The following is a 20,574-nucleotide window of genomic DNA, read 5'->3' on the forward strand; positions in this document are numbered from 1 at the left end:
CAAATCCGAGGTGAATCGAATGCCCCCTCAGGACATTCACGGCGAGCACGGCATCGTCGTGCAGGCCCCCGACAATATCCGCGCGATTTCTCCCTATCAGCCGGGCAAGCCGATCTCCGAACTCGCCCGCGAGATGGCGCTGGCCGAGCGCGACATCGTCAAGCTCGCTTCGAACGAGAACCCGTTGGGCATGAGCCCGGCCGCGCGCGACGCGGCGAGCGCCGCGCTGGTCGAGGTCGCGCGCTACCCGGACGGCAATGGCTTCGCGCTCAAGGCCGCGCTGTCGAGTCGCCTGGGTGTCGGCGCCGAGCGCATCGTACTCGGCAACGGTTCGAACGACGTGCTCGAACTGGCCGCGCGCGCGCTGCTCGCGCCGGGACGCACGGCGGTCTATTCGCAATACGGCTTCGCGGTCTACGCGCTCGCCACGCGTGCGGCCGGCGCCACCGGGATCGAGGTCGGCGCGCGCGACTACGGCCACGATCTGGATGCCATGGGTGGCGCGATCCGGCCCGACACGCGGGTGCTCTTCATCGCCAACCCGAACAATCCCACCGGCACCTTCATCGATGGCGATGTGATCGAATCCTTCGTCGCGCGCGTGCCTCAGGATGTGCTGGTGGTACTCGACGAGGCCTATACCGAATACCTGGAGCCGGCGCGGCGCTATGACAGCATCGCGTGGACGGCCAGATACCCGAACCTTCTGGTGACGCGTACCTTTTCCAAGGCCTATGGTCTGGCGGGGCTGCGCGTCGGCTACGGCATCGGCCACCCGGCGGTGATCGATCTCCTCAACCGCGTGCGACAACCCTTCAATGTGGGCAGCGTGTCGCTTGCCGCGGCCGAAGCCGCGCTGGGCGACGAGGAGTTTCTTGCGCGCAGCGCCGAGCTCAATGATCGCGGCATGCGGCAGCTGACCGAGGCGTTCGCTCGACTCGGCCTCGAATGGATTCCGTCGGCGGGCAACTTCGTCGCGCTGCGGGTGGGGGACGCAGCGGCGGTCAATCTCGGCCTGCTGCGCCGGGGTGTGATCGTGCGCCCCATCGGCGGATATGGCATGCCCGAATGGTTGCGCGTATCCGTCGGCCTGCCCGAAGAGAATGCACGCTTCATCGAGGCGCTGTCGCCCGCGCTGCAAGGGAGAACGGCTCAATGACAATGATCGACAAGCTGGTGGTGTGTGGTGTCGGGCTGATCGGTGGCTCGTTCGCACTCGCGCTGCGCGAAGCAGGGTTGGTGCGTCGTGTGGTCGGCATCGGCCGCACGCGCGCGGCGCTCGATCGCGCGCAGGCGCTGGGCGTGATCGACGAGGTTGCCGGCGGCTGGGCCGACGCGCTCGACGGCGCGGACTTCGTGCTGCTCGCGGCACCGGTCGGCCAGATGGACGCCATCATGCAGGCGATGGCGCCCTATCTGGGCGACGATACGGTGGTCACAGACGCCGGCAGCACCAAGCGCGACGTCATCGAGGCGATCTACCGCAATTTCGGAGATCGCCTGGCCAACGTGGTGCCCGCACATCCGATCGCCGGGGCGGAGAAGACCGGGGCGGAGGCAGCATTCGCCTCGCTCTATCGCGAACGCAAGGTAGTGCTCACGCCGCTGCCGGAGAACGAACCCTCGGCGGTGTTGCGCGTGCGCGAGGTGTGGGAAGCCTGCGGCGCGGCCGTGCAGGAGGTGCCGCCGCACGACCACGACCGCATCTTCGCCGCGGTCAGCCACCTGCCGCATCTGCTTGCCTTCGGGTTGGTCCATGATCTGGCCGAACGCGCCAATGCCGAGCAACTGTTCGGGTTCGCCGCCAGCGGTTTTCGCGACTTCACGCGCATTGCCGGCAGCAGCCCGGAGATGTGGCGTGACATCTGCATCGCCAACCGTCAGCCGTTGTTGGCCGAGCTTGACCAGTACCTGGCCGAACTGGCCTATCTGCGCGCCTTGTTGCTTTCGGCAGACGGTGAGCAACTCGAACGGCTCTTCGCCGAAGCGCGCGATGCGCGCCTGGTCTGGGGCGAGCGTTTCCGCAGCGATCCGGGTTCAGTGCAATGAGCATGGATTTTCTCGATCTGCCGCCACTGCTGGGCGCCCGCGGGACGCTGCGTCTGCCCGGTTCCAAGAGCATTTCCAACCGCTCCCTGCTGCTCGCGGCGCTGGCCGAGGGCGAGACCGTGATCCGCGATCTGCTCGATTCGGACGACGTCGATCGCATGCTCGAGGCGCTGGCCGCGCTCGGCGTCGAGTGCGCGCGTGAGGCCGACGGCACGTGCCGCGTGCGCGGCGTGGCCGGGCCCTTTCCGGTCAAGCAGGCGGACCTGTTCCTGGGCAACGCCGGCACGGCCTTCCGGCCGCTGACCGCCGCGCTGGCACTTTCCGGCGGCGAGTACCGCCTGTCGGGCGTGGCGCGCATGCACGAGCGGCCCATCGGCGACCTCGTCGACGGCCTGCTCGAAATCGGTGCCGATATCGAGTATCTGGGCAATGAGGGCTACCCGCCGCTGGCGATCCATCCGGGCCAGGCCGCGGGCGCTTTGGTGCGCGTGCGCGGCGACGTCTCCAGCCAGTTCCTGACCGCGCTGCTGATGGCATTGCCGCTGAGCGGGCGCGAGACCGTCATCGAGGTCGTCGGTGAGCTGATTTCCCGCCCTTATGTCGCGATCACGCTGGATCTGATGGCACGCTTCGGCGTCGAAGTCGCGCGCGAAGGCTGGCGCCGCTTCACCATCCCTGCCGGCGCGCGCTACATGAGCCCGGGCGAGCTCTTCGTCGAGGGCGATGCCTCGTCGGCGTCATATTTTCTCGCCGCCGGCGCGATGGGCGGCGGCCCGGTGCGTGTCGAAGGGGTGGGGCGCCACAGCATCCAGGGCGACGTTCGCTTCGCCGAGGCGCTTGCGCAACTGGGTGCGTGCATCGACATGGGCGACAACTGGATCGAGGCGAGCGCCCCCGAGGGCGGGCGTCTCAAGGCCTTCGATCTGGATCTGAACCATATTCCCGATGCGGCAATGACGCTCGCCGTGGCCGCGCTGTTCGCCGACGGCCCGTGTCGCTTGCGCAACATCGCGAGCTGGCGCGTCAAGGAAACCGACCGTCTCGCGGCGATGGCAATCGAACTGCGCAAGGTTGGTGCGACGGTCGAGGAGGGTGCCGACTATCTGTACATCGTGCCGCCCGCACGGCTGCGTCCGGCAGCGATCGACACCTACGACGATCACCGCATGGCGATGTGCTTCTCGCTGGTTACGCTGGGCGACTGTCGCGTGCGCATCAACGATCCAAAATGCGTGAACAAGACCTTCCCAGAGTATTTCCGCGTGTTCGCTTCGATCGCGCAGCCGGTACCGGTGATCGCGATCGACGGTCCCTCGGCCTCGGGCAAGGGCACGGTCGCCGCGCGCGTAGCGGCCGAACTGGGCTGGCATTATCTGGACAGTGGTGCGCTCTACCGACTGGTGGCGCTGGCGGCGATCGGCGAGGACGTGTCCTTCGACGACGAGACCGAAGTGGAGGCGCTGGCGCGTGAATTGCCGGTGCGCTTCGAGCACGCGCGCATCCTGCTCGGCGACGAGGACGTGACCGACCGCATCCGCGAGGAGGACTGCTCCATCGGCGCCTCGCGCGTGGCCGTGCTGCCCTCGGTGCGCGCCGCGTTGTTCGACCGCCAGCGTGACTTTCGGCGCGCCCCCGGGCTGGTCGCCGAAGGGCGTGACATGGGCTCTGTGGTGTTCGTCGATGCCGCGTACAAGTTCTTCCTTACCGCGTCGGTGGAGGCGCGCGCGCAGCGTCGCCATAAGCAGTTGATGGACAAAGGGATCGCTGCTACACTCCACGACCTTCGGAACGATCTTCAATCGCGTGACGAGCGCGATGCGGCACGCGTTGTCGCTCCGCTGCGGCAGCTTGCCGATGCGGTGCTCGTCGAAACTACGTCGATGACGGTCGAAGAGGCCGTTTCCTTCGTTCTGGAGAACGTGCGCGCCCGTCAGGCGCGCGAGGTCGGCTGAGGCGTTCTTGCGCCCGGCCCTATTTTGCCAACTTACAGGTTGTCGTGCGCTTGGCGTGCGGCATGTGGATCCTCAACTTTTATGAATACTGCCAACCCCGTTTCCGAATCGATGGAAAGTTTTGCCGATCTGTTCGAAGAGAGCCTTGCCCGCCAGGAGATGCGCGCCGGCGAGGTGATCACCGCTGAAGTGGCCGCCATCGATCACAACTTCGTGGTCGTCAATGCCGGTCTGAAGTCCGAGAGCTACGTCCCCATCGACGAATTCCGCAACGACCGCGGTGAGCTCGAGGTCGAAGTCGGTGACTTCGTGCATGTCGCCATCGACGCGCTCGAAGACGGGTATGGCGAAACCCGCCTGTCGCGCGAGAAGGCCAAGCGCATCGCCGCCTGGAACGATCTCGAGAAGGCGCTCAACGAGGGTTTGCTGGTCAAGGGTGTGGTCTCCGGCCGCGTCAAGGGTGGCCTGACCGTGATGACCAACAGCATCCGCGCGTTCCTGCCGGGCTCGCTGGTCGACATGCGTCCGGTCAAGGACACCACGCCGTACGAAGGCAAGGAATTCGAATTCAAGGTCATCAAGCTCGACCGCAAGCGCAACAACGTGGTCGTTTCGCGCCGCGCCGTGCTCGAAGAGACCATGGGCGAAGAGCGCGAGAAGCTGCTCGCGACGCTGCAGGAAGGCTCGGTCATCAAGGGCATCGTCAAGAACATCACCGACTACGGTGCGTTCGTCGACCTCGGTGGTATCGACGGCCTGCTGCACATCACTGACCTGGCCTGGCGCCGCGTGCGTCACCCGACCGAAGTGCTCAACGTCGGTGACGAGATCGAAGCCAAGGTCCTCAAGTTCGACCAGGAGCGCCAACGCGTCTCGCTCGGCCTCAAGCAGCTCGGTGATGACCCGTGGGTCGGCATTTCGCGCCGCTATCCTCAGGGCACGCGTCTGTTCGGCAAGGTCACCAACATCACCGACTACGGTGCTTTCGTCGAGGTCGAGCAGGGTATCGAGGGTCTGGTTCACGTGTCCGAGATGGACTGGACCAACAAGAACATCCATCCGACCAAGGTCGTGCAGCTGGGCGACGAGGTCGAGGTGATGATTCTCGAGATCGACGAAGACCGTCGCCGCATCTCGCTGGGCATGAAGCAGTGCATGTCCAACCCGTGGGACGATTTCGCGCTCAACCACAAGAAGGGCGACAAGGTCAGCGGCCAGATCAAGTCGATCACCGACTTTGGCGTGTTCATCGGCCTGGAAGGCGGCATCGACGGTCTGGTGCATCTGTCCGACCTGTCGTGGAGCGATGCGGGCGAGGAAGCGGTGCGCCGCTTCAAGAAGGGCGACGATGTCGAGGCGGTGGTGCTGGCCATCGACGTGGAGCGCGAACGCATCTCGCTGGGCGTCAAGCAGCTCGAGGGCGATCCGTACACGAACTTCATCGCCACGCACGAGAAGAACACCCTCGTCACCGGTACCGTGAAGAGTGTCGACGCTCGCGGCGCGGTGATCCAGCTCAACGAGGAAGTCGAAGGCTATCTGCGCGCCTCCGAAGCAGCACCGCACCGGGTCGATGACCTGACCACGGTCCTCAAGGAAGGCGATCAGGTCGAGGCGCTGATCATCAACGTCGATCGCAAGACGCGCTCGATCAACCTGTCGATCCGTGCCAAGGACCAGGTCGAGACCAGCGAGGCGATGACCAAGCTGTCGGCCGATGCGGCGAGCGGGACTACCAACCTTGGTGCGTTGCTCAAGGCGAAGCTCAACGAGCACAAGCAGTAAGCCGCGGCCACCGATGACCAAATCGGAACTCATCGCGAAGCTGGCGGGCCGTTTCCCCCAGCTGGTCGCGAAGGATGCCGATTGCGCGGTCAAGATGATGCTCGATGCGATGACCGAGGCGCTATCGCGCGGCGATCGCATCGAGATCCGCGGTTTCGGCAGCTTTGCGCTGAACTATCGCCCGCCCCGTGTGGGTCGCAACCCCAAGTCCGGAGAGCGCGTGCAGGTACCCGAGAAGTACGTGCCGCATTTCAAGGCCGGCAAGGAGTTGCGCGAGCGGGTTGATATCGTCGGCTGAGCATGCAAGCATCGCCGGGGTGCACGCTGACACGCCCCGGCCGACTTGATCCCTGAAAAGGCGGCTCCGGCCGCCTTTTTCTTGAACTGGAGGAAGACCCTTCCATGCGCATCCTGATCTGGGTTCTGAGAATCCTGCTGTTCTTCCTCTTGTTCGGTTTCGCGGTCAAGAACGACCAGCTCGTCGATCTGCATTTCTTCTTCGGCAGCCAGTGGAGTCTGCCGCTGGTGTTCGTGATCCTCGCCGCGTTCGCGGCCGGGGCGGTGCTCGGGGTGACCGCGACGTTCGCATCGCTGCTGGGCAAGCGTCGCGAGATCTCGCGCCTGCGCCGTGACCTGGCGCGTGCCGAGCGCGACCGCGACGCTGCTGCAGGTAAGGCCGTCTGAGCTGATGGAGATCGAATTCTGGTGGCTGCTGGCCCTGCCGCTGTTCTTCGGACTGGGCTGGCTGGCTGCGCGCATCGATATCCGGCAGGTCGTACGCGAGTCGCGCGCGTTGCCGCGCACCTATCTGAACGGCCTGAATTTCCTCGTCAACGAGCAGCAGGACAAGGCCGTCGACGCCTTCACCGAGGCGATGCGCATCGATCCCGACACGATCGAACTGCATTTCGCGCTCGGCGCGCTGTTCCGGCGCCGCGGCGAGACCGAACGTGCGATCCGCATTCACCAGAATCTGGTCGACCGCGAGGACATCGCCGAGGATCAGCGCCTCGACGCGCTAGCCGCACTCGGCGAGGACTACCTGCGCGCCGGCTTGCTCGATCGCGCCGAGTCGATCTTCACGCGATTGCGCGGCACGCGTCACAACGAGTCGGCGACACGCTATCTGCTCGAGCTCTACCAGCAGGAGCGTGAATGGCTCAAGGCGGTCGAGATCGCACGCACCCTCTCGGGGCACGAGGGTGTGCAGTGGCGCCGTGAGATCGCGAACTTCTACTGCGAGCTGGCGGCCGATGCACTCGCGAGTTCGCGCCTGGACGAGGCGCGGGCCTACGTCGACGAGGCCTTCGCGACCAATCGTGGCTGCGTGCGGGCGAGCATCGTCCTCGGCGATCTGCTGCTCGCCGAAGGACGGGCGGAGGAGGCCATCGAGGCCTGGAAGCGCGTCGAGAAGCAGGATCCGGTGTATCTGTCGCTGGTCGCCGAGCGTGTGCTCGACGCGCATGGCCGGCTCGATCGCGTCGAGCAGGGGCAGACGCTGCTGCGCGCCTGGCTGGAGCGCAACCCCTCGCTGGACTTGCTCGACGAGGTCTATCGTCGCGAACTCGACGTCGGCGGCCCGCGTGCGGCCTATGCGCTGGTGCGTGAGCAGTTGCGGCGCAATCCGACGCTGCAGGGGCTGGAGAAGCTCCTCGACGCGGCGTCGCGCGAGGCCGACGGCGAGCGGCGCGAGGATGCCGAGCTGATGCGCCAGCTCATTCACGACCACACGCGGCGCGTCGCACGCTATCGTTGTGCGAGCTGCGGATTCAAGTCGCGCCATTTCCAGTGGCGCTGTCCGGCCTGTGGCGGCTGGGAAACCTATCCGCCGCGCCGCACCGAGGAGTTCGATCTCGCACCCTGAGCGGCGGGCGCGAGGCATGATGTTGTGCCGCATGCCCGCTTCAAAGCGCCCGGTCACGGGCGTACACTGCATTTCCGTTCGGACCATCGATCGCCATGGATTACAAGACGCTCGAAGACTATGTTGGCCACACGCCGCTGGTGCGCCTCAAGCGCATCAATGCAGGCCACGGCAACGTCATTCTCGCCAAGCTCGAGGGCAACAACCCGGCTGGCTCGGTCAAGGACCGGCCCGCGCTGTCGATGATCGTGCGCGCAGAGGCGCGCGGCGACATCCAGCCCGGCGATACGCTGATCGAGGCCACCAGCGGCAACACCGGCATCGCCCTGGCGATGGCCGCGGCGATGCGCGGCTACCGCATGATTCTCGTGATGCCGGAGAATCAGAGCGTGGAGCGCCGCCAGAGCATGCGTGCCTTCGGCGCCGAGCTGGTGCTCACCGGCAAGCAGGGCGGCATGGAGATGGCGCGCGACGTCGCCGAGCGCATGCGCGACGAGGGGCGGGGCATCATCCTCGACCAGTTCGCCAACCCCGACAACCCGCTCTCGCACTATGAAGGTACCGGCCCGGAGATCTGGGAGCAGACGGACGGGCGCATCACGCACTTCATCAGCAGCATGGGTACTACCGGCACTATCATGGGCTGCTCGCGTTTCTTCCGCGAGAAGAATCCGGACATCCGCATCATCGGTTGCCAGCCGGAGGAAGGGTCGCAGATCCCGGGCATTCGCAAGTGGCCGGACGCCTACCTGCCGCGCATCTACGACAAGAGCGCGGTCGACGCCCTCGAGTATGTCGGGCAGGCCGACGCCGAGGAGATGACCCGGCGCCTGGCGCGCGAGGAGGGCATCTTCGCGGGTATCTCTTCAGGGGGCGCGATGCATGTCGCCCTGCGCATCGCCGCGCAGGTCGAAAATGCGGTGATCGTCTCCATCGTCTGCGATCGCGGCGACCGTTATCTGTCTACGGGCGTTTTCCCCGGCTGAGCCCGATGCGACGCCTCGCGCTCGCGTGTGTGGTCGTCGCCTGCTGCGGACACGCTGCGGCAGCGGCGTTGAAGGTCGAGCTGGGTTCGATCTCGCATCCCGCCTTTGAAGTCCAAGAGCTGGTGTTCGAACTGGCCGATGACGCGGCGTCGGCGAGCGTGTCGATGCGCCGCCTGGAAGCAGGTGGCCAGCGTTTCGACAACGTTCGCTTTCGCTGCACCGAAGTTCGGATCGCTCTGCCGCGGCTGGCCTGTCGCGACGGCGAGCTGGTGGGCGAGGGGCTCGGCGAGCGCCTGAGCATCGATGTCGAGTACGCGCCGTTCGAGCGATCCGGTCGGTTGCGGCTCGCATCCTCGGCGGGAGATCGGCTGGACCTCGATCTGTCGGCTGACGGCAGCCTCGCCGGCAAAGTCGCCGACTTCGATCTGGAGCGCATTGCGCGCTGGATGCCGAAATCCGATTTCGTGCTCTCCGGACGCTTCGACGGTCGCGTCGCGGGCCGGCTTGTGGCCGACGGTCCGGTGACGATGCGTCTGGACGGACGCGTATCCGCGGCGACGTTCTCCAGTGCGGACGGCCTGCAGGCCGCCGAGGGCGTGGGCGCCGAACTGGCCGCCACGCTCGAGCGCGTAGGCCGGGACTGGGCGTTCTCGGTCGAAGCCGATTGGACCGACGGCGAGGCCTACGTCCATCCCATCTACACGACGGCCGGCATCCGCGCCCTGCTGCGCGGGACGGTGAGCGAGGCCTTCATCGAGTTCTCGCGCGCTTCGCTGGTCATCGACGGGGTCGACGGCATCGAGGCGCGCGCGCGCTTCACGCGCCCGGATCTGTCGATCGATCGTCTCGCGGCAACGATTGCCCGGGCCGACCTGGCCGTGGTCGGGCCGCAGTTCGTTGCCCCGCTGATCGCGCCGGGGCGTCCCGGGTCGCTGAGTTTCGACGGGCGCGTGAGCGCCGGCGTGGTGATCGAGGGCGGGCGCATGCATGGGATCGACGTCGCGCTCGATGGCGTCCGCTACGCCGACGCGGACACGACACTGGCGGTCGGGCCGCTCTCCGGTGTGGTGCCGTGGCGCGAGAACGAGGCCACCGAGGCCGAACTGGTTCTCCAGGGCGGGCGCTGGGAGAAGCTCGAACTGGGCGCGTTCGAGGTTTCGGCAAACCTGCACGGTCCTGCAGTGGACATCGCCACGCTCGCGATTCCGCTGCTCGACGGTCGGGTCGTGCTCAGCGATCTGGCCTTGCGTCGCGGCAGCAAAGGCTGGTCGGGCAGTGGCGCGGCGGTCATCGAGCCGATCTCGATGCCGCTCTTGACTGCTGCCCTCGGCCTGCCCGAGATGGCCGGTGTGCTGTCGGCCTCGATGCCCGGACTGACGGTGTCGCCGGGCGAGATTGCGCTCGACGGTGCGCTGGTGGTCTCGGTCTTCGACGGCTATCTGCGCGTGACCGAGTTGCGCGCGTATGAACCTTACGGGGTCTCTTCGCGGCTGTATTCCAACGTCGAGGCGCGCAATCTCGATCTGGAACAACTCACCAGCACCTTCGAGTTCGGCAGCATCACCGGCTTCATCGACGCCGACGTACACGCGCTGGAACTGGTGCACTGGCGCCCGGTGGCTTTCGATGCGCGTATCCATAGCAGTCCGGGCCGCTACCGCAAGCGCATCAGCCAGCGTGCGGTACAGAACATCGGCGCACTCGCCGGACCCGGCGCAGGCGCGGCGCTGCAGCGCGGTATCCTGGGGTTTTTCGACAGCTTCGGCTATCGCGAGATCGGCCTGTCGTGCCGCCTCGAGGGCGGTGTGTGCATCATGGGCGGCATCGGCGACGAGACCACAGGCAGCTTCGACATCGTGCGCGGGGGCGGAATCCCGGCGCTCAACGTGATCGGCTACAATCGTCGCGTGGACTGGAACGAGCTGAGCGATCGCCTGCAGCGCGTGATCGCATCGAACACGGCCCCGGTCATACGCTGAAACAGCGACGAGGAGCGAAAATGAGCACAATCCACCGGGTGGCCCTGACCGCGGCGCTCGCCGTCGTCGCGAGTGGCTGCGTCACGATCAACATCTATTTCCCTGCGGCTGCCGCCGAAAAAGCCGCCGACCGCATCATCGACGAGGTCTGGCAGGAGCGCGAGCGCGCCGCCAAGCCCGCCCCGGCGCCTGCGCAAGGAGGTACGCAATGATTCCGTCCCGCTTCTTCCACCTCCTCTTCGCGCTCCTCTTGCTGGGTCTGGCGAGCATCGTCGCAGCGCAGGGCGATCTCGATATCGACACGCCGGCGATCAGCGCGCTCAAAAAATCGATGCAGCAACGTCATGCCGAGCTGGCCCCGCTGTACGACTCCGGCGCGGTCGGATTCGGCAGTGACGGCACGGTCAAGCTGCGCGATGCCTCTGCCGTGCCGCTGCCCCAGCGGGGCCGAGCCAATGCGCTGATCGCCGCCGAGAACGATGATCGTGCCGCGCTGTATCGCGAGATCGCGCGCGCCAACGGGCATCCCGAATGGGAGTCGGACATCCGTTCGACCTTCGCGCAGCGCTTCGCCGACCGCGCCAAGGCCGGCTGGTGGGTCGAGACACAGGACGGCTGGAAGCGCAAGTGACACCGGTTCTCGTCTTCGACATCGAGACGGTCCCCGACGTCGCAGGCATTCGCTCCCTCAACGAGTTGCCGGCAGGGCTCGATGACGCCGAGGTCGCGGAGTTCGCGTTCCAGCAGCGCCGTGCCGCGACCGGTAACGACTTCCTGCCGCTGCATCTGCAACGCGTTGTGGCGATTTCCTGCGTGTTGCGTGACGCGCAGAATTTTCGGGTGTTCTCGCTGGCCGAGCCCGATTGCGGCGAGGGCGAGATCATCCAGCGCTTCTTCGACGGCATCGAGCGCTACACGCCGCAGATCGTCTCGTGGAACGGCAACGGCTTCGACATGCCGGTGTTGCATTATCGCGGCCTGATCCACGGCGTGTCGGCGCCGCGCTACTGGGACCAGGGCGAGGGCGATTATCACGACTCGCGCGAATTCAAGTGGAACAGCTACATCAGCCGCTACCACGCGCGTCATCTCGATCTGATGGACCTGCTCGCGCTGTACCAGCCGCGCGCGGCCGTGCGTCTGGACGAACTGGCCAAGCTGATGGGGTGCCCGGGCAAGCTCGGCATGGACGGCTCGGCCGTGTGGCAGGCTTGGCAGGAGGGTCGTCAGGCGGACATCCGCGACTACTGCGAGACCGACGTGGTCAACACTTACCTGGTGCTGCTGGGCTTTCAGCGCATGCGCGGCGAGCGCAGTGCCGAGGACCACGCCGCGGAGCTGACCTTCGTGCGCGAGCAGCTGGCAGCGCTGGACGCGCCGCACTGGAGCGCCTTCCTCGAAGCCTGGCCGAGCGAAAAACTTTGACAAGCCGAATCGGGCCGCTATAATTCGCCGCTCTTAGCAGGCGCGTAGCTCAGTTGGTTAGAGCACCACCTTGACATGGTGGGGGTCGTTGGTTCGAATCCAATCGCGCCTACCAACACCCCGGAGCCATGTCGATGTCCCGAACTACGATCACCTTCCAGGTCAATGCATAGGTCGGGCGCAGCAGGGTTCCGTTGAAGAAAGTGCGGCGCGTCCGCACTTTTTTTTCGTCCGCGTTTTCCAATCGAATCACCCCGCCAGAGGTCAGACAGCGATGCCCAACATCACTCTTCCCGACGGTTCCGTTCGCAGCTTCGATCACCCGGTAACGGTGGCAGAGGTGGCGACCTCGATCGGGCCGGGGCTTGCCAAGGCAGCGCTCGCCGGCAAGGTGGGCGGGCGCGAGGTCGACCTGTCGCACCGCATCGAGGACGATGCCGAACTGGCGATCATCACCGACAAGAGCGAGGAAGGCCTCGAGATCATCCGCCACTCGACCGCGCATCTGCTCGCGCACGCGGTCAAGCAGCTCTTCCCGGAGGCGCAGGTCACGATCGGTCCGGTCATCGACAACGGCTTCTACTACGATTTTGCGTACAAGCGCGCGTTCACGCCCGAGGATCTGGAGAAGATCGAGCAGCGCATGGGCGAACTTGCGAAGGCCGCCATCCCCGTGCATCGCGAGGTCTGGGAGCGCGACGCCGCAGTCGATTTCTTCAAGCAGCAAGGCGAGTTGTACAAGGCCGAGATCATCGCCTCGATCCCGACGAACGAGGACGTGTCGCTGTACCGCCAGGACGACTTCATCGACCTGTGCCGCGGACCGCACGTGCCCTCCACGGGCCACCTCAAGGTCTTCAAGCTGACCAAGGTGGCCGGCGCCTACTGGCGCGGGGATTCGAAGAACGAGATGCTGCAGCGCATCTACGGCACGGCCTGGCGCAGCAAGGACGATCTGGCCGCCTACCTGCACATGCTCGAAGAGGCGGAGAAGCGCGACCACCGCAAGCTCGGCCGCCAGCTCGATCTCTTCCACATGCAGGAGGAGGCGCCGGGCATGGTGTTCTGGCATGCCAAGGGCTGGACGCTGTGGCAGCAGGTCGAACAGTACCTGCGTCGCACCATCGGCGCGCGCGGCTATCACGAGGTCAAGACGCCGCAGATCGTCGATCGCAGCCTGTGGGAGAAGTCCGGCCACTGGGGCATGTATGCCGACCTGATGTTCACGACGCAGTCGGAGAAGCGCGACTACGCGATCAAGCCGATGAACTGCCCGTGCCACATCGAGATCTTCAACCAGGGTCTGAAGAGCTACCGCGACCTGCCGCTGCGCATGGCCGAATTCGGTTCCTGCCACCGCAACGAGCCTTCGGGATCGCTGCACGGCATCATGCGCGTGCGCAACTTCGTGCAGGACGACGCCCACATCTTCTGCACCGAGGATCAGGTGCAGGAGGAGTCGGCCGAGTTCATCCGCCTGTTGCAGAAGGTCTATGCCGACTTCGGCTTCACCGATGTCGAGGTCAAGCTGTCCACGCGGCCGGAAAAGCGCGTCGGCACCGACGAGCAGTGGGAAAAGGCCGAGGTGGCACTCGCTGCCGCGCTCGACGCGCAGCAGCTGGCCTACGAGTTGCAGCCGGGTGAGGGCGCCTTCTACGGTCCCAAGATCGAGTTCTCGCTGCGCGACTGCATCGGTCGCGTATGGCAGTGCGGCACGCTGCAGCTGGACTTCAACCTGCCGGTGCGCCTTGGCGCCGAGTACGTCGCCGAGGACAACAGCAAGAAGCATCCGGTCATGCTGCACCGCGCGATCCTGGGTTCCATGGAGCGCTTCATCGGCATCCTCATCGAGCATCACGCCGGCGCCATGCCGATGTGGCTCGCGCCGCTGCAGGCGGTCGTGCTCAACATCTCCGAAGGACAGTCGGAATATGCCGCGGATGTGGCGCGACGCCTTGTGGATGCAGGCTTTCGGGTCGAAGCGGATTTGCGCAACGAAAAGATTAACTATAAAATCCGCGAACACAGCGTACATAAGCTCCCCTACCAGATCGTCATTGGCGAGAAGGAAAAGGCGGCGGGGCTTGTCACTGTGCGCGCCAGAGGTGGCCGGGATCTCGGCCAGATGTCCCTGGAATCGTTGATCGAGAGTTGGCGGCGTGAAGTCGACGCCAAGGCCGGCGCGGTCTGATATTGAATTTTCGGAGAACTGAACCATCGCTCAAGACAAGAAGCAGCGCGTCAACAACGAAATCAACGCGCCCGAAATCCGGCTCGTTTCGGATGACGGAGAGCAGCTCGGTATCGTTTCGCTGGAAAGCGCCCTGCAGCAGGCCGAGGAGGCCGGTCTGGACCTGGTGGAGATTGCACCCATGGCGCAGCCGCCAGTGTGCAAGATCATGGACTACGGCAAGTTCAAGTATCAGGAGCAGAAGAAGGCTCACGAGGCGCGCCTGAAGCAGAAGCAGGTACAGATCAAGGAAGTCAAGATCCGCCCGGGTACCGACGAGAACGACTACCAGATCAAGCTGCGCAACCTCGTGCGTTTTCTCAACGAGGGCGACAAGGTCAAGGTGACGCTGCGCTTTCGCGGTCGCGAGATGGCGCATCAGGAAATCGGCATGCGCCAGCTCGAACGCATCCGCGCCGATGTCGACGAGCTCGGTCAGGTCGAGCAGATGCCCAAGATGGAAGGGCGTCAGATGATCATGGTGATCGCTCCGCGCAAGCCGAGCTGATCACGGCAGGATTTCCCGTCGCGCATGACTTGCGGCGGGAAACGACGGCCGGAAACGGCCGGACGACAAGTGGTGCCGGGTCTCAAACGTCCTTGCGGGCTACCCGGTGGCATCCAATAACAGGAGTTGCAGCAATGCCCAAGATGAAAACCAAGAGCGGTGCCGCCAAGCGGTTCAAGATCCGCGCCAGTGGCGGGATCAAGCGGTCGCAGGCCTTCAAGCGTCACATCCTGACCAAGAAGACCACCAAGAACAAGCGCCAGCTGCGCGGCATGACGGCTGTTCATGACGCCGACACCAAGCTGATCCGCGCAATGCTTCCGTACGCTTGATAGGAGAACACCATGCCCCGAGTTAAACGTGGTGTAACCGCCCGCGCCCGTCACAAGAAGGTCCTCGCCCTCGCCAAGGGCTACCGTGGCCGTCGCAAGAACGTATACCGCATCGCCAAACAGGCGGTGATGAAGGCCGGACAATACGCCTACCGCGACCGTCGTCAGCGCAAGCGTCAGTTCCGTGTGCTGTGGATCGCGCGTATCAACGCCGCCGCGCGCGAACTGGGTCTGACCTACAGCACCTTCATGCACGGCCTGAAGAAAGCCGAAGTGGAAGTGGACCGCAAGGTACTGGCCGATCTGGCCGTGTTCGACAAGCCCGCATTTGCGGCGCTCGCGGAGCAGGCCCGGTCCCGACTCGCCGCCTGACACAGCGCGGCGCAAAAAAAGGAGGCCTGGCCTCCTTTTTTTTCTGCAATCGACGAAGATCCGCACATGGAAAATCTGGATACCCTGGTCGAGCAGGCTATTGCCCAATTCGCGCAGGCCGATGACGCCAATGCGCTGGAGCAGGCCAAGGCGCGTTATCTGGGCAAGACCGGATCGCTCACCGGACTGCTCAAGACGCTGGGCAAGCTGCCGCCCGAGGAGCGGCGCACGGCCGGTGCGCAGATCAATCGCGCCAAGCAGGCCGTCGAGGCCGCGCTCGAGGCGCGACGCGACGCGCTGCGCGACGCGCGCCTGGCCGGGCAACTGGCGGCCGAGGCGCTCGATGTGACCCTGCCCGGGCGCGGTTCGGGGACGGGCGGCCTGCATCCGGTCAGCCGCACGCTCGAGCGCGTCGAGAACCTGTTCGGTTCGATCGGCTTCGTCGTTGCCGACGGCCCCGAGATCGAGACCGACTGGCACAATTTCACCGCGCTGAACACGCCCGACAACCATCCTGCGCGCTCGATGCACGACACCTTCTACATCGAAGGGCGCGACGACGTGCTGCTGCGCACGCACACCAGCCCGGTGCAGATTCGCGCCATGCTCGCCCACGTCGAGCGTCACGGCGGCGCGGCGGCCATGCCGGACCTGCGCGTGATCGCGCCCGGGCGCGTGTATCGCGTCGATTCGGACGCCACGCATTCGCCGATGTTCCATCAGGTCGAGGGGCTGTGGGTGGGTGAGAACGTCAGTTTCGCGGATCTGAAAGGCGTGATCGCGGACTTCCTGCGCAACTTCTTCGAGACGGATGATCTGCAGGTGCGCTTTCGCCCGTCCTTCTTCCCGTTTACCGAGCCCAGCGCCGAGATCGACGTCGCCTTCATGAGTGGCGCGCTCGACGGACGTTGGCTGGAGATCGCCGGCTGCGGCATGGTGCACCCCGAAGTGCTCGGTTGCGGTGGCATCGACGCGGAGACGCACACCGGATTCGCTTTCGGCATGGGGCTGGACCGGCTGACCATGCTGCGCTACGGCGTCAACGATCTGCGCCTGTTCTTCGACAACGATCTGCGTTTCCTGGGTCAGTTCCGCTAATCCTTTTCGCGCATCAATTACCGACATGCAATTTTCCGAACACTGGCTGCGCGAGTTCGTCGATCCGCAACTCGACACCGAGGCGCTCGGTCATCTGCTGACGATGGCCGGCCTCGAGGTCGAGGAGTGCGATCCGGTCGCCGCCGATTTCCAGGGTGTGGTCGTCGCGCGCATCGTCGACACCGCAGCGCATCCGGACGCCGACAAGCTCAAGGTGTGCGAGGTCGACGACGGCAGTGGCGAGATGCTGCAGATCGTGTGCGGCGCGCCCAATGCGGCCGCCGGCATGTTCGCGCCGCTGGCGCGTATCGGGGCGGAACTGGGTGATTTCAAGATCAAGAAGGCGAAGCTGCGCGGGGTGGAGTCGTCCGGCATGCTTTGCTCGGCACGCGAGCTGGGCATCTCCGATGCGCACGAGGGGCTGCTCGCGCTGCCCGCGGACGCGCCCGTTGGCGCAGACGTGCGCGCGGTGCTGGGGCTCGATGACCATTCGTTCACGATCAAGCTCACGCCCAATCGTGCCGACTGTCTGAGCCTGGCCGGCGTCGCGCGCGAGGTCTCCGCGCTCACCGGGGCACCGCTGTCGCTGCCGGATACTTCGGCAGTGCCGGCGAGCATCGCAGACGTGCGCGAGATCGTGCTCGACGCGCCGGCCGCCTGCCCGCGCTATTGCGGTCGCATCGTGCGCGGCGTAGACGCGCGCGCCGCCACGCCCGAATGGATGGTGAGGCGGCTCGAGCGCAGCGGCGTCCGCTCGATCAGCGTGCTCGTCGACATCACCAACTACGTGATGCTCGAACTCGGCCAGCCGCTGCATGCCTTCGACGACGCCAGGCTCGAGGGCGCCATCCATGTGCGCCTGCCGCGCGCGGGCGAGGAATTGCTGCTGCTGAACGAGCAGACCGTGAAGCCGGCCGCCGACACCCTGCTGATTGCCGATGATTCGCGCGCACTCGCGCTGGCCGGCATCATGGGCGGCGAGGACAGCGGCATCACGCTCGACACCGCCGACCTGTTCCTCGAGAGCGCCTTCTTCGCACCCGATGCCATCGCCGGGCGCGCGCGCCAGTACAACTTCGGCTCGGACGCCTCGCACCGCTTCGAGCGTGGTGTGGACTTCGAACTGCCGCGCCGTACCATCGAACGCGCCACGCGCCTGATCCTCGATCTGTGCGGCGGCGCCGCCGGCCCGGTGGTCGAAGCCGTGTCCGAGGCCCACTTGCCGGTGCGCGCGCCGGTCGCCCTGCGTCCGCAACGCGCGCGTCGCGTGCTGGGTCTGGAGATCGACGACAACGCGATGGCCGAGTTGCTCGAGCGCGTGCATCTCGAAGTGCGTCGCGACGGCGAATGCCTGTCCGTCGTGCCGCCGAGCTGGCGTTTCGACATCGCCATCGAGGCCGACCTGATCGAGGAGATCGTGCGTCTGCATGGCTACGACGACATTCCCGCGCGCACCCCGGTCGGTCCCATGGCCATGCTGGCGCAGGACGAGGGCGTGCGCACGGTGTGGTCGCTGCGCCGGCAGCTGGCCGCGCGCGACTTTCAGGAAGTGATCAACTACGCATTCGTCGATGTGGCCTGGGAGCGTGACTTCTGCGGCGTCGTGGCCCCGGTCAAGCTCGCCAACCCGATCGCCAGCCAGATGGGCGTGATGCGCACCAGCCTGATCGGTGGTCTGGTCGACAACCTGATCGCCAACCGCAATCGTCAGCTCGTGCGCGTGCGCGTGTTCGAAACCGGGCGTTGCTTTGTGCCGGTAGCCGACGGTGGGCCCGTTGCGGGCTTCGAGCAGCCTCTGCGCATCGCCGCGCTGGCGGCCGGCCCGGCACTGCCGGAGCAATGGGGCACGGCTACGCGACGCGTCGATTTCTTCGATCTCAAGGCCGATCTCGAGGCGTTGATCGCGCCGCGCGTGGCCGAATTCCGCCCGCTCGAGCATCCTGCGCTGCATCCCGGGCGTGCGGCGGAGGTGTCGGTGGATGGGGTGCTGATCGGCGTGATCGGCGAACTGCATCCGAAATGGGTCGAGGCTTACGATCTGGGCGCCGCGCCCGTGATGTTCGAACTCGATCTGCCCGCTGCGCTGGCCAGCGGGGTTCCGGCCTATCGCGAACTGTCGCGATTCCCGGCCGTGTCGCGTGATATCGCGCTGATCGTCGATTCCGCGGTGGCTGCGGCCGAGCTGATGGCCGCCTTGCGCCGTGCCGCACCGCCCATCGTGCAGGCGGTGGAGCTGTTCGACGTGTATCAGGGCAAGGGCGTGGCCGATGGGAAAAAGAGTCTTGCATTCAGGGTGTTGATGCAAGATACTCAGCGGACACTTGAAGATTCGGAAGTGGAGTCAGCCATTTCGGCCATCGTGCGCGAGGCGGACGCTTCCTTTGGCGCGACGCTGCGCGGATAAGGGAAATGAGCGCGACATTGACCAAGGCCGAACTGGCCGAACTGCTTTTTGAACGGGTGGGGCTGAACAAGCGCGAGGCCAAGGACATGGTCGAGGGTTTCTTCGAGGAGATTCGCGCGGCCCTGGAGCGTGGCGAAGCCGTCAAGCTCTCCGGCTTCGGCAACTTCCAGCTCCGCGACAAGCCCCAGCGTCCGGGGCGCAACCCCAAGACCGGCGAGGAAATCCCGATCTCGGCGCGTCGCGTCGTCACCTTCCACGCCAGCCAGAAGCTCAAGGCCGCCGTGGAGCAACTCACGCATGCACAACCCCGCCACTGAACCCGATCAGGAGCCGCTGCCGCCGATCCCGGCCAAGCGCTACTTCACGATCGGCGAGGTCGCCGACCTGTGCCGCGTAAAGCCGCATGTGCTGCGCTACTGGGAACAGGAATTCACGCAGCTCAAACCGGTCAAGCGTCGCGGCAACCGACGCTATTACCAGCACCACGAGGTGCTGCTGATTCGCCGCATCCGCGAACTGCTCTACCGTGAAGGCTTCACCATCTCCGGCGCGCGCAACCGTCTGGGCGAGTCCGCCATCCACGAGCAGGAAGAGGCGGAGGAGGCCAATCGCTTGCGTGGCGTGCTGGCCGAAGTGCGTGGTGAAGTCGAAGAATTGCTCGTCTTCTTGCGTGAGTGATGTGGCGCTGGCAAAGCGCCCGCAGGCTGCTATAATGCGCGGCTGTGTCGGGGCGTAGCGCAGCCTGGTAGCGCACTTGCATGGGGTGCAAGGGGTCGCGAGTTCGAATCCCGCCGCCCCGACCAATGGAACACCTGCCGAGGGCCGGCCCGCAAGGGTCGGCCCTTCGCATTTGCGCTTCCCTGCAAGGCCGCTCGGGGCTTCGCGATCTGGCAATTAGACGTTACAGTCTTGGCGTCACAGCGAGTCGCTGCGACGTCGGCGCGTGCGATCTGTCGGGGAGGGAGTGTGTTGCGGGTAGCAGTATTCGGAAGCTTCTATCGTGGCTACCACGTGCTGCACGAACTGCTTCATGGCGATCTGGCCGGGCGCGTCTGCGTGGTTGGGGTGGCCACCGATGATCCGACACAGTCCTTCGTGAGCCCGACCAAACGTGTGTGGCAGTATCCGCACGAGCCGTCCGAGCGCACGATGGTTGCGCGACTGGCTGCCGAGCACGGAATCGAGTGCTGGAGCGGCCGGGTCAAGACGCCTGCCTTTTACGCGCGATTCGAGCAGCACTGGCGCCCGGACGTGGCCATCATGGCGACCTTCGGGCAGAGGATCGACGCACGGCTGTACAGTTTTCCGCGCCTGGGATTCTTCAATCTGCATCCGTGCAAGGACGACGACTGGCCCTCGCATTATGTGGGCGGCAACCCGTTCCAGCGGCTGATCGATGACGGTTCCGACTACTGCGTGATCGCGATGCACCAGGTCGATGACGGTTTCGACACGGGGGCGCTGCGCGCCTTCTCCGAGCGCATTCCAATCCCGGCCGGCGCGGGCGTGGTGGAAATGCACAAGTGCTCCTCGCCGATCGCCGCGCGTCTGGCAGCGCGCGAACTGGCCACGATGACCGGACCGGCATGA

General features: G+C 65.6%; 21 protein-coding genes and 2 tRNA genes. All 23 read left to right on the plus strand.

Annotated features, from left to right (window positions below; translation table 11 throughout):
- Positions 1-19: 19 nt before the first annotated feature.
- The 23 genes from hisC (at position 20) to C0099_RS06420 (ending at position 20,574) form a co-directional block, all read left to right on the plus strand.
- Positions 20-1,159, plus strand: coding sequence for a histidinol-phosphate transaminase (gene hisC, locus C0099_RS06310; protein WP_102246656.1), 1,140 nt, complete (start codon positions 20-22; stop codon positions 1,157-1,159).
- The gene (locus C0099_RS06315) at positions 1,156-2,049 is read left to right on the plus strand and encodes a prephenate dehydrogenase (RefSeq protein WP_102246657.1); all 894 of its coding nucleotides are present in this window, start codon (positions 1,156-1,158) and stop codon (positions 2,047-2,049) included. Before hisC ends, C0099_RS06315 begins: the two co-directional genes overlap by 4 nt.
- 2 nt (positions 2,050-2,051) lie before the next feature.
- Positions 2,052-4,001: a bifunctional 3-phosphoshikimate 1-carboxyvinyltransferase/cytidylate kinase gene (locus tag C0099_RS06320; protein WP_102246658.1), complete on the plus strand. Its 1,950-nt coding sequence runs from the start codon at positions 2,052-2,054 to the stop codon at positions 3,999-4,001.
- Positions 4,002-4,082: 81 nt separating this feature from the next.
- The gene (gene rpsA, locus C0099_RS06325) at positions 4,083-5,786 is read left to right on the plus strand and encodes a 30S ribosomal protein S1 (RefSeq protein WP_199797660.1); all 1,704 of its coding nucleotides are present in this window, start codon (positions 4,083-4,085) and stop codon (positions 5,784-5,786) included.
- A gap of 13 nt (positions 5,787-5,799) precedes the next feature.
- Complete coding sequence (locus tag C0099_RS06330) at positions 5,800-6,084, plus strand: integration host factor subunit beta (protein ID WP_102246660.1); 285 nt, start codon at positions 5,800-5,802, stop codon at positions 6,082-6,084.
- 104 nt (positions 6,085-6,188) lie between these two features.
- Positions 6,189-6,470 carry a LapA family protein gene (locus C0099_RS06335; protein WP_102246661.1) on the plus strand — a complete coding sequence of 94 codons (282 nt, stop codon included), beginning with the start codon at positions 6,189-6,191 and terminating at the stop codon, positions 6,468-6,470.
- Positions 6,471-6,474: 4 nt separating this feature from the next.
- Positions 6,475-7,650: a lipopolysaccharide assembly protein LapB gene (lapB, locus tag C0099_RS06340; RefSeq protein WP_102246662.1), complete on the plus strand. Its 1,176-nt coding sequence runs from the start codon at positions 6,475-6,477 to the stop codon at positions 7,648-7,650.
- A gap of 95 nt (positions 7,651-7,745) precedes the next feature.
- Positions 7,746-8,636: a cysteine synthase CysM gene (gene cysM / locus C0099_RS06345; RefSeq protein WP_102246663.1), complete on the plus strand. Its 891-nt coding sequence runs from the start codon at positions 7,746-7,748 to the stop codon at positions 8,634-8,636.
- A gap of 5 nt (positions 8,637-8,641) precedes the next feature.
- On the plus strand, positions 8,642-10,615 hold the full coding sequence (locus C0099_RS06350; RefSeq protein WP_228151666.1) for a translocation/assembly module TamB domain-containing protein: 1,974 nt from the start codon (positions 8,642-8,644) through the stop codon (positions 10,613-10,615).
- Positions 10,616-10,635: 20 nt separating this feature from the next.
- Positions 10,636-10,827, plus strand: coding sequence for a hypothetical protein (locus tag C0099_RS06355; RefSeq protein ID WP_102246664.1), 192 nt, complete (start codon positions 10,636-10,638; stop codon positions 10,825-10,827).
- Positions 10,824-11,246, plus strand: coding sequence for a YdbL family protein (locus C0099_RS06360; RefSeq protein ID WP_102246665.1), 423 nt, complete (start codon positions 10,824-10,826; stop codon positions 11,244-11,246). The genes C0099_RS06355 and C0099_RS06360 overlap by 4 nt, the downstream gene beginning before the upstream one ends.
- Positions 11,243-12,040 carry a 3'-5' exonuclease gene (locus C0099_RS06365; protein WP_102246666.1) on the plus strand — a complete coding sequence of 266 codons (798 nt, stop codon included), beginning with the start codon at positions 11,243-11,245 and terminating at the stop codon, positions 12,038-12,040. Before C0099_RS06360 ends, C0099_RS06365 begins: the two co-directional genes overlap by 4 nt.
- A gap of 38 nt (positions 12,041-12,078) precedes the next feature.
- Positions 12,079-12,155, plus strand: a tRNA-Val gene (locus C0099_RS06370).
- A 159-nt stretch (positions 12,156-12,314) separates the two neighbouring features.
- On the plus strand, positions 12,315-14,231 hold the full coding sequence (thrS, locus tag C0099_RS06375; protein ID WP_102246667.1) for a threonine--tRNA ligase: 1,917 nt from the start codon (positions 12,315-12,317) through the stop codon (positions 14,229-14,231).
- A gap of 25 nt (positions 14,232-14,256) precedes the next feature.
- On the plus strand, positions 14,257-14,778 hold the full coding sequence (infC, locus tag C0099_RS06380; RefSeq protein ID WP_102246668.1) for a translation initiation factor IF-3: 522 nt from the start codon (positions 14,257-14,259) through the stop codon (positions 14,776-14,778).
- Between the two features lie 134 nt (positions 14,779-14,912).
- Positions 14,913-15,110 carry a 50S ribosomal protein L35 gene (rpmI, locus tag C0099_RS06385; RefSeq protein WP_102246669.1) on the plus strand — a complete coding sequence of 66 codons (198 nt, stop codon included), beginning with the start codon at positions 14,913-14,915 and terminating at the stop codon, positions 15,108-15,110.
- 12 nt (positions 15,111-15,122) lie between these two features.
- Entirely contained in the window at positions 15,123-15,482 is a 360-nt protein-coding gene (gene rplT / locus C0099_RS06390; protein WP_102246670.1) for a 50S ribosomal protein L20, read from the plus strand.
- Positions 15,483-15,548: 66 nt separating this feature from the next.
- Entirely contained in the window at positions 15,549-16,580 is a 1,032-nt protein-coding gene (gene pheS / locus C0099_RS06395; protein WP_102246671.1) for a phenylalanine--tRNA ligase subunit alpha, read from the plus strand.
- Between the two features lie 25 nt (positions 16,581-16,605).
- Complete coding sequence (gene pheT / locus C0099_RS06400) at positions 16,606-18,984, plus strand: phenylalanine--tRNA ligase subunit beta (protein ID WP_102246672.1); 2,379 nt, start codon at positions 16,606-16,608, stop codon at positions 18,982-18,984.
- Positions 18,985-18,989: 5 nt separating this feature from the next.
- Positions 18,990-19,301 carry an integration host factor subunit alpha gene (locus C0099_RS06405; RefSeq protein WP_102246673.1) on the plus strand — a complete coding sequence of 104 codons (312 nt, stop codon included), beginning with the start codon at positions 18,990-18,992 and terminating at the stop codon, positions 19,299-19,301.
- Positions 19,282-19,662, plus strand: a complete 381-nt coding sequence (locus tag C0099_RS06410; protein WP_102246674.1) for a MerR family transcriptional regulator — start codon at positions 19,282-19,284, stop codon at positions 19,660-19,662. The genes C0099_RS06405 and C0099_RS06410 overlap by 20 nt, the downstream gene beginning before the upstream one ends.
- 48 nt (positions 19,663-19,710) lie before the next feature.
- A tRNA-Pro gene (locus C0099_RS06415) sits at positions 19,711-19,787 on the plus strand.
- Between the two features lie 163 nt (positions 19,788-19,950).
- Positions 19,951-20,574 carry a formyltransferase family protein gene (locus C0099_RS06420; RefSeq protein WP_123785222.1) on the plus strand — a complete coding sequence of 208 codons (624 nt, stop codon included), beginning with the start codon at positions 19,951-19,953 and terminating at the stop codon, positions 20,572-20,574.

The organism is Pseudazoarcus pumilus (genome assembly GCF_002872475.1).
GTDB classification, from domain to species: Bacteria; Pseudomonadota; Gammaproteobacteria; order Burkholderiales; family Rhodocyclaceae; genus Pseudazoarcus; species Pseudazoarcus pumilus.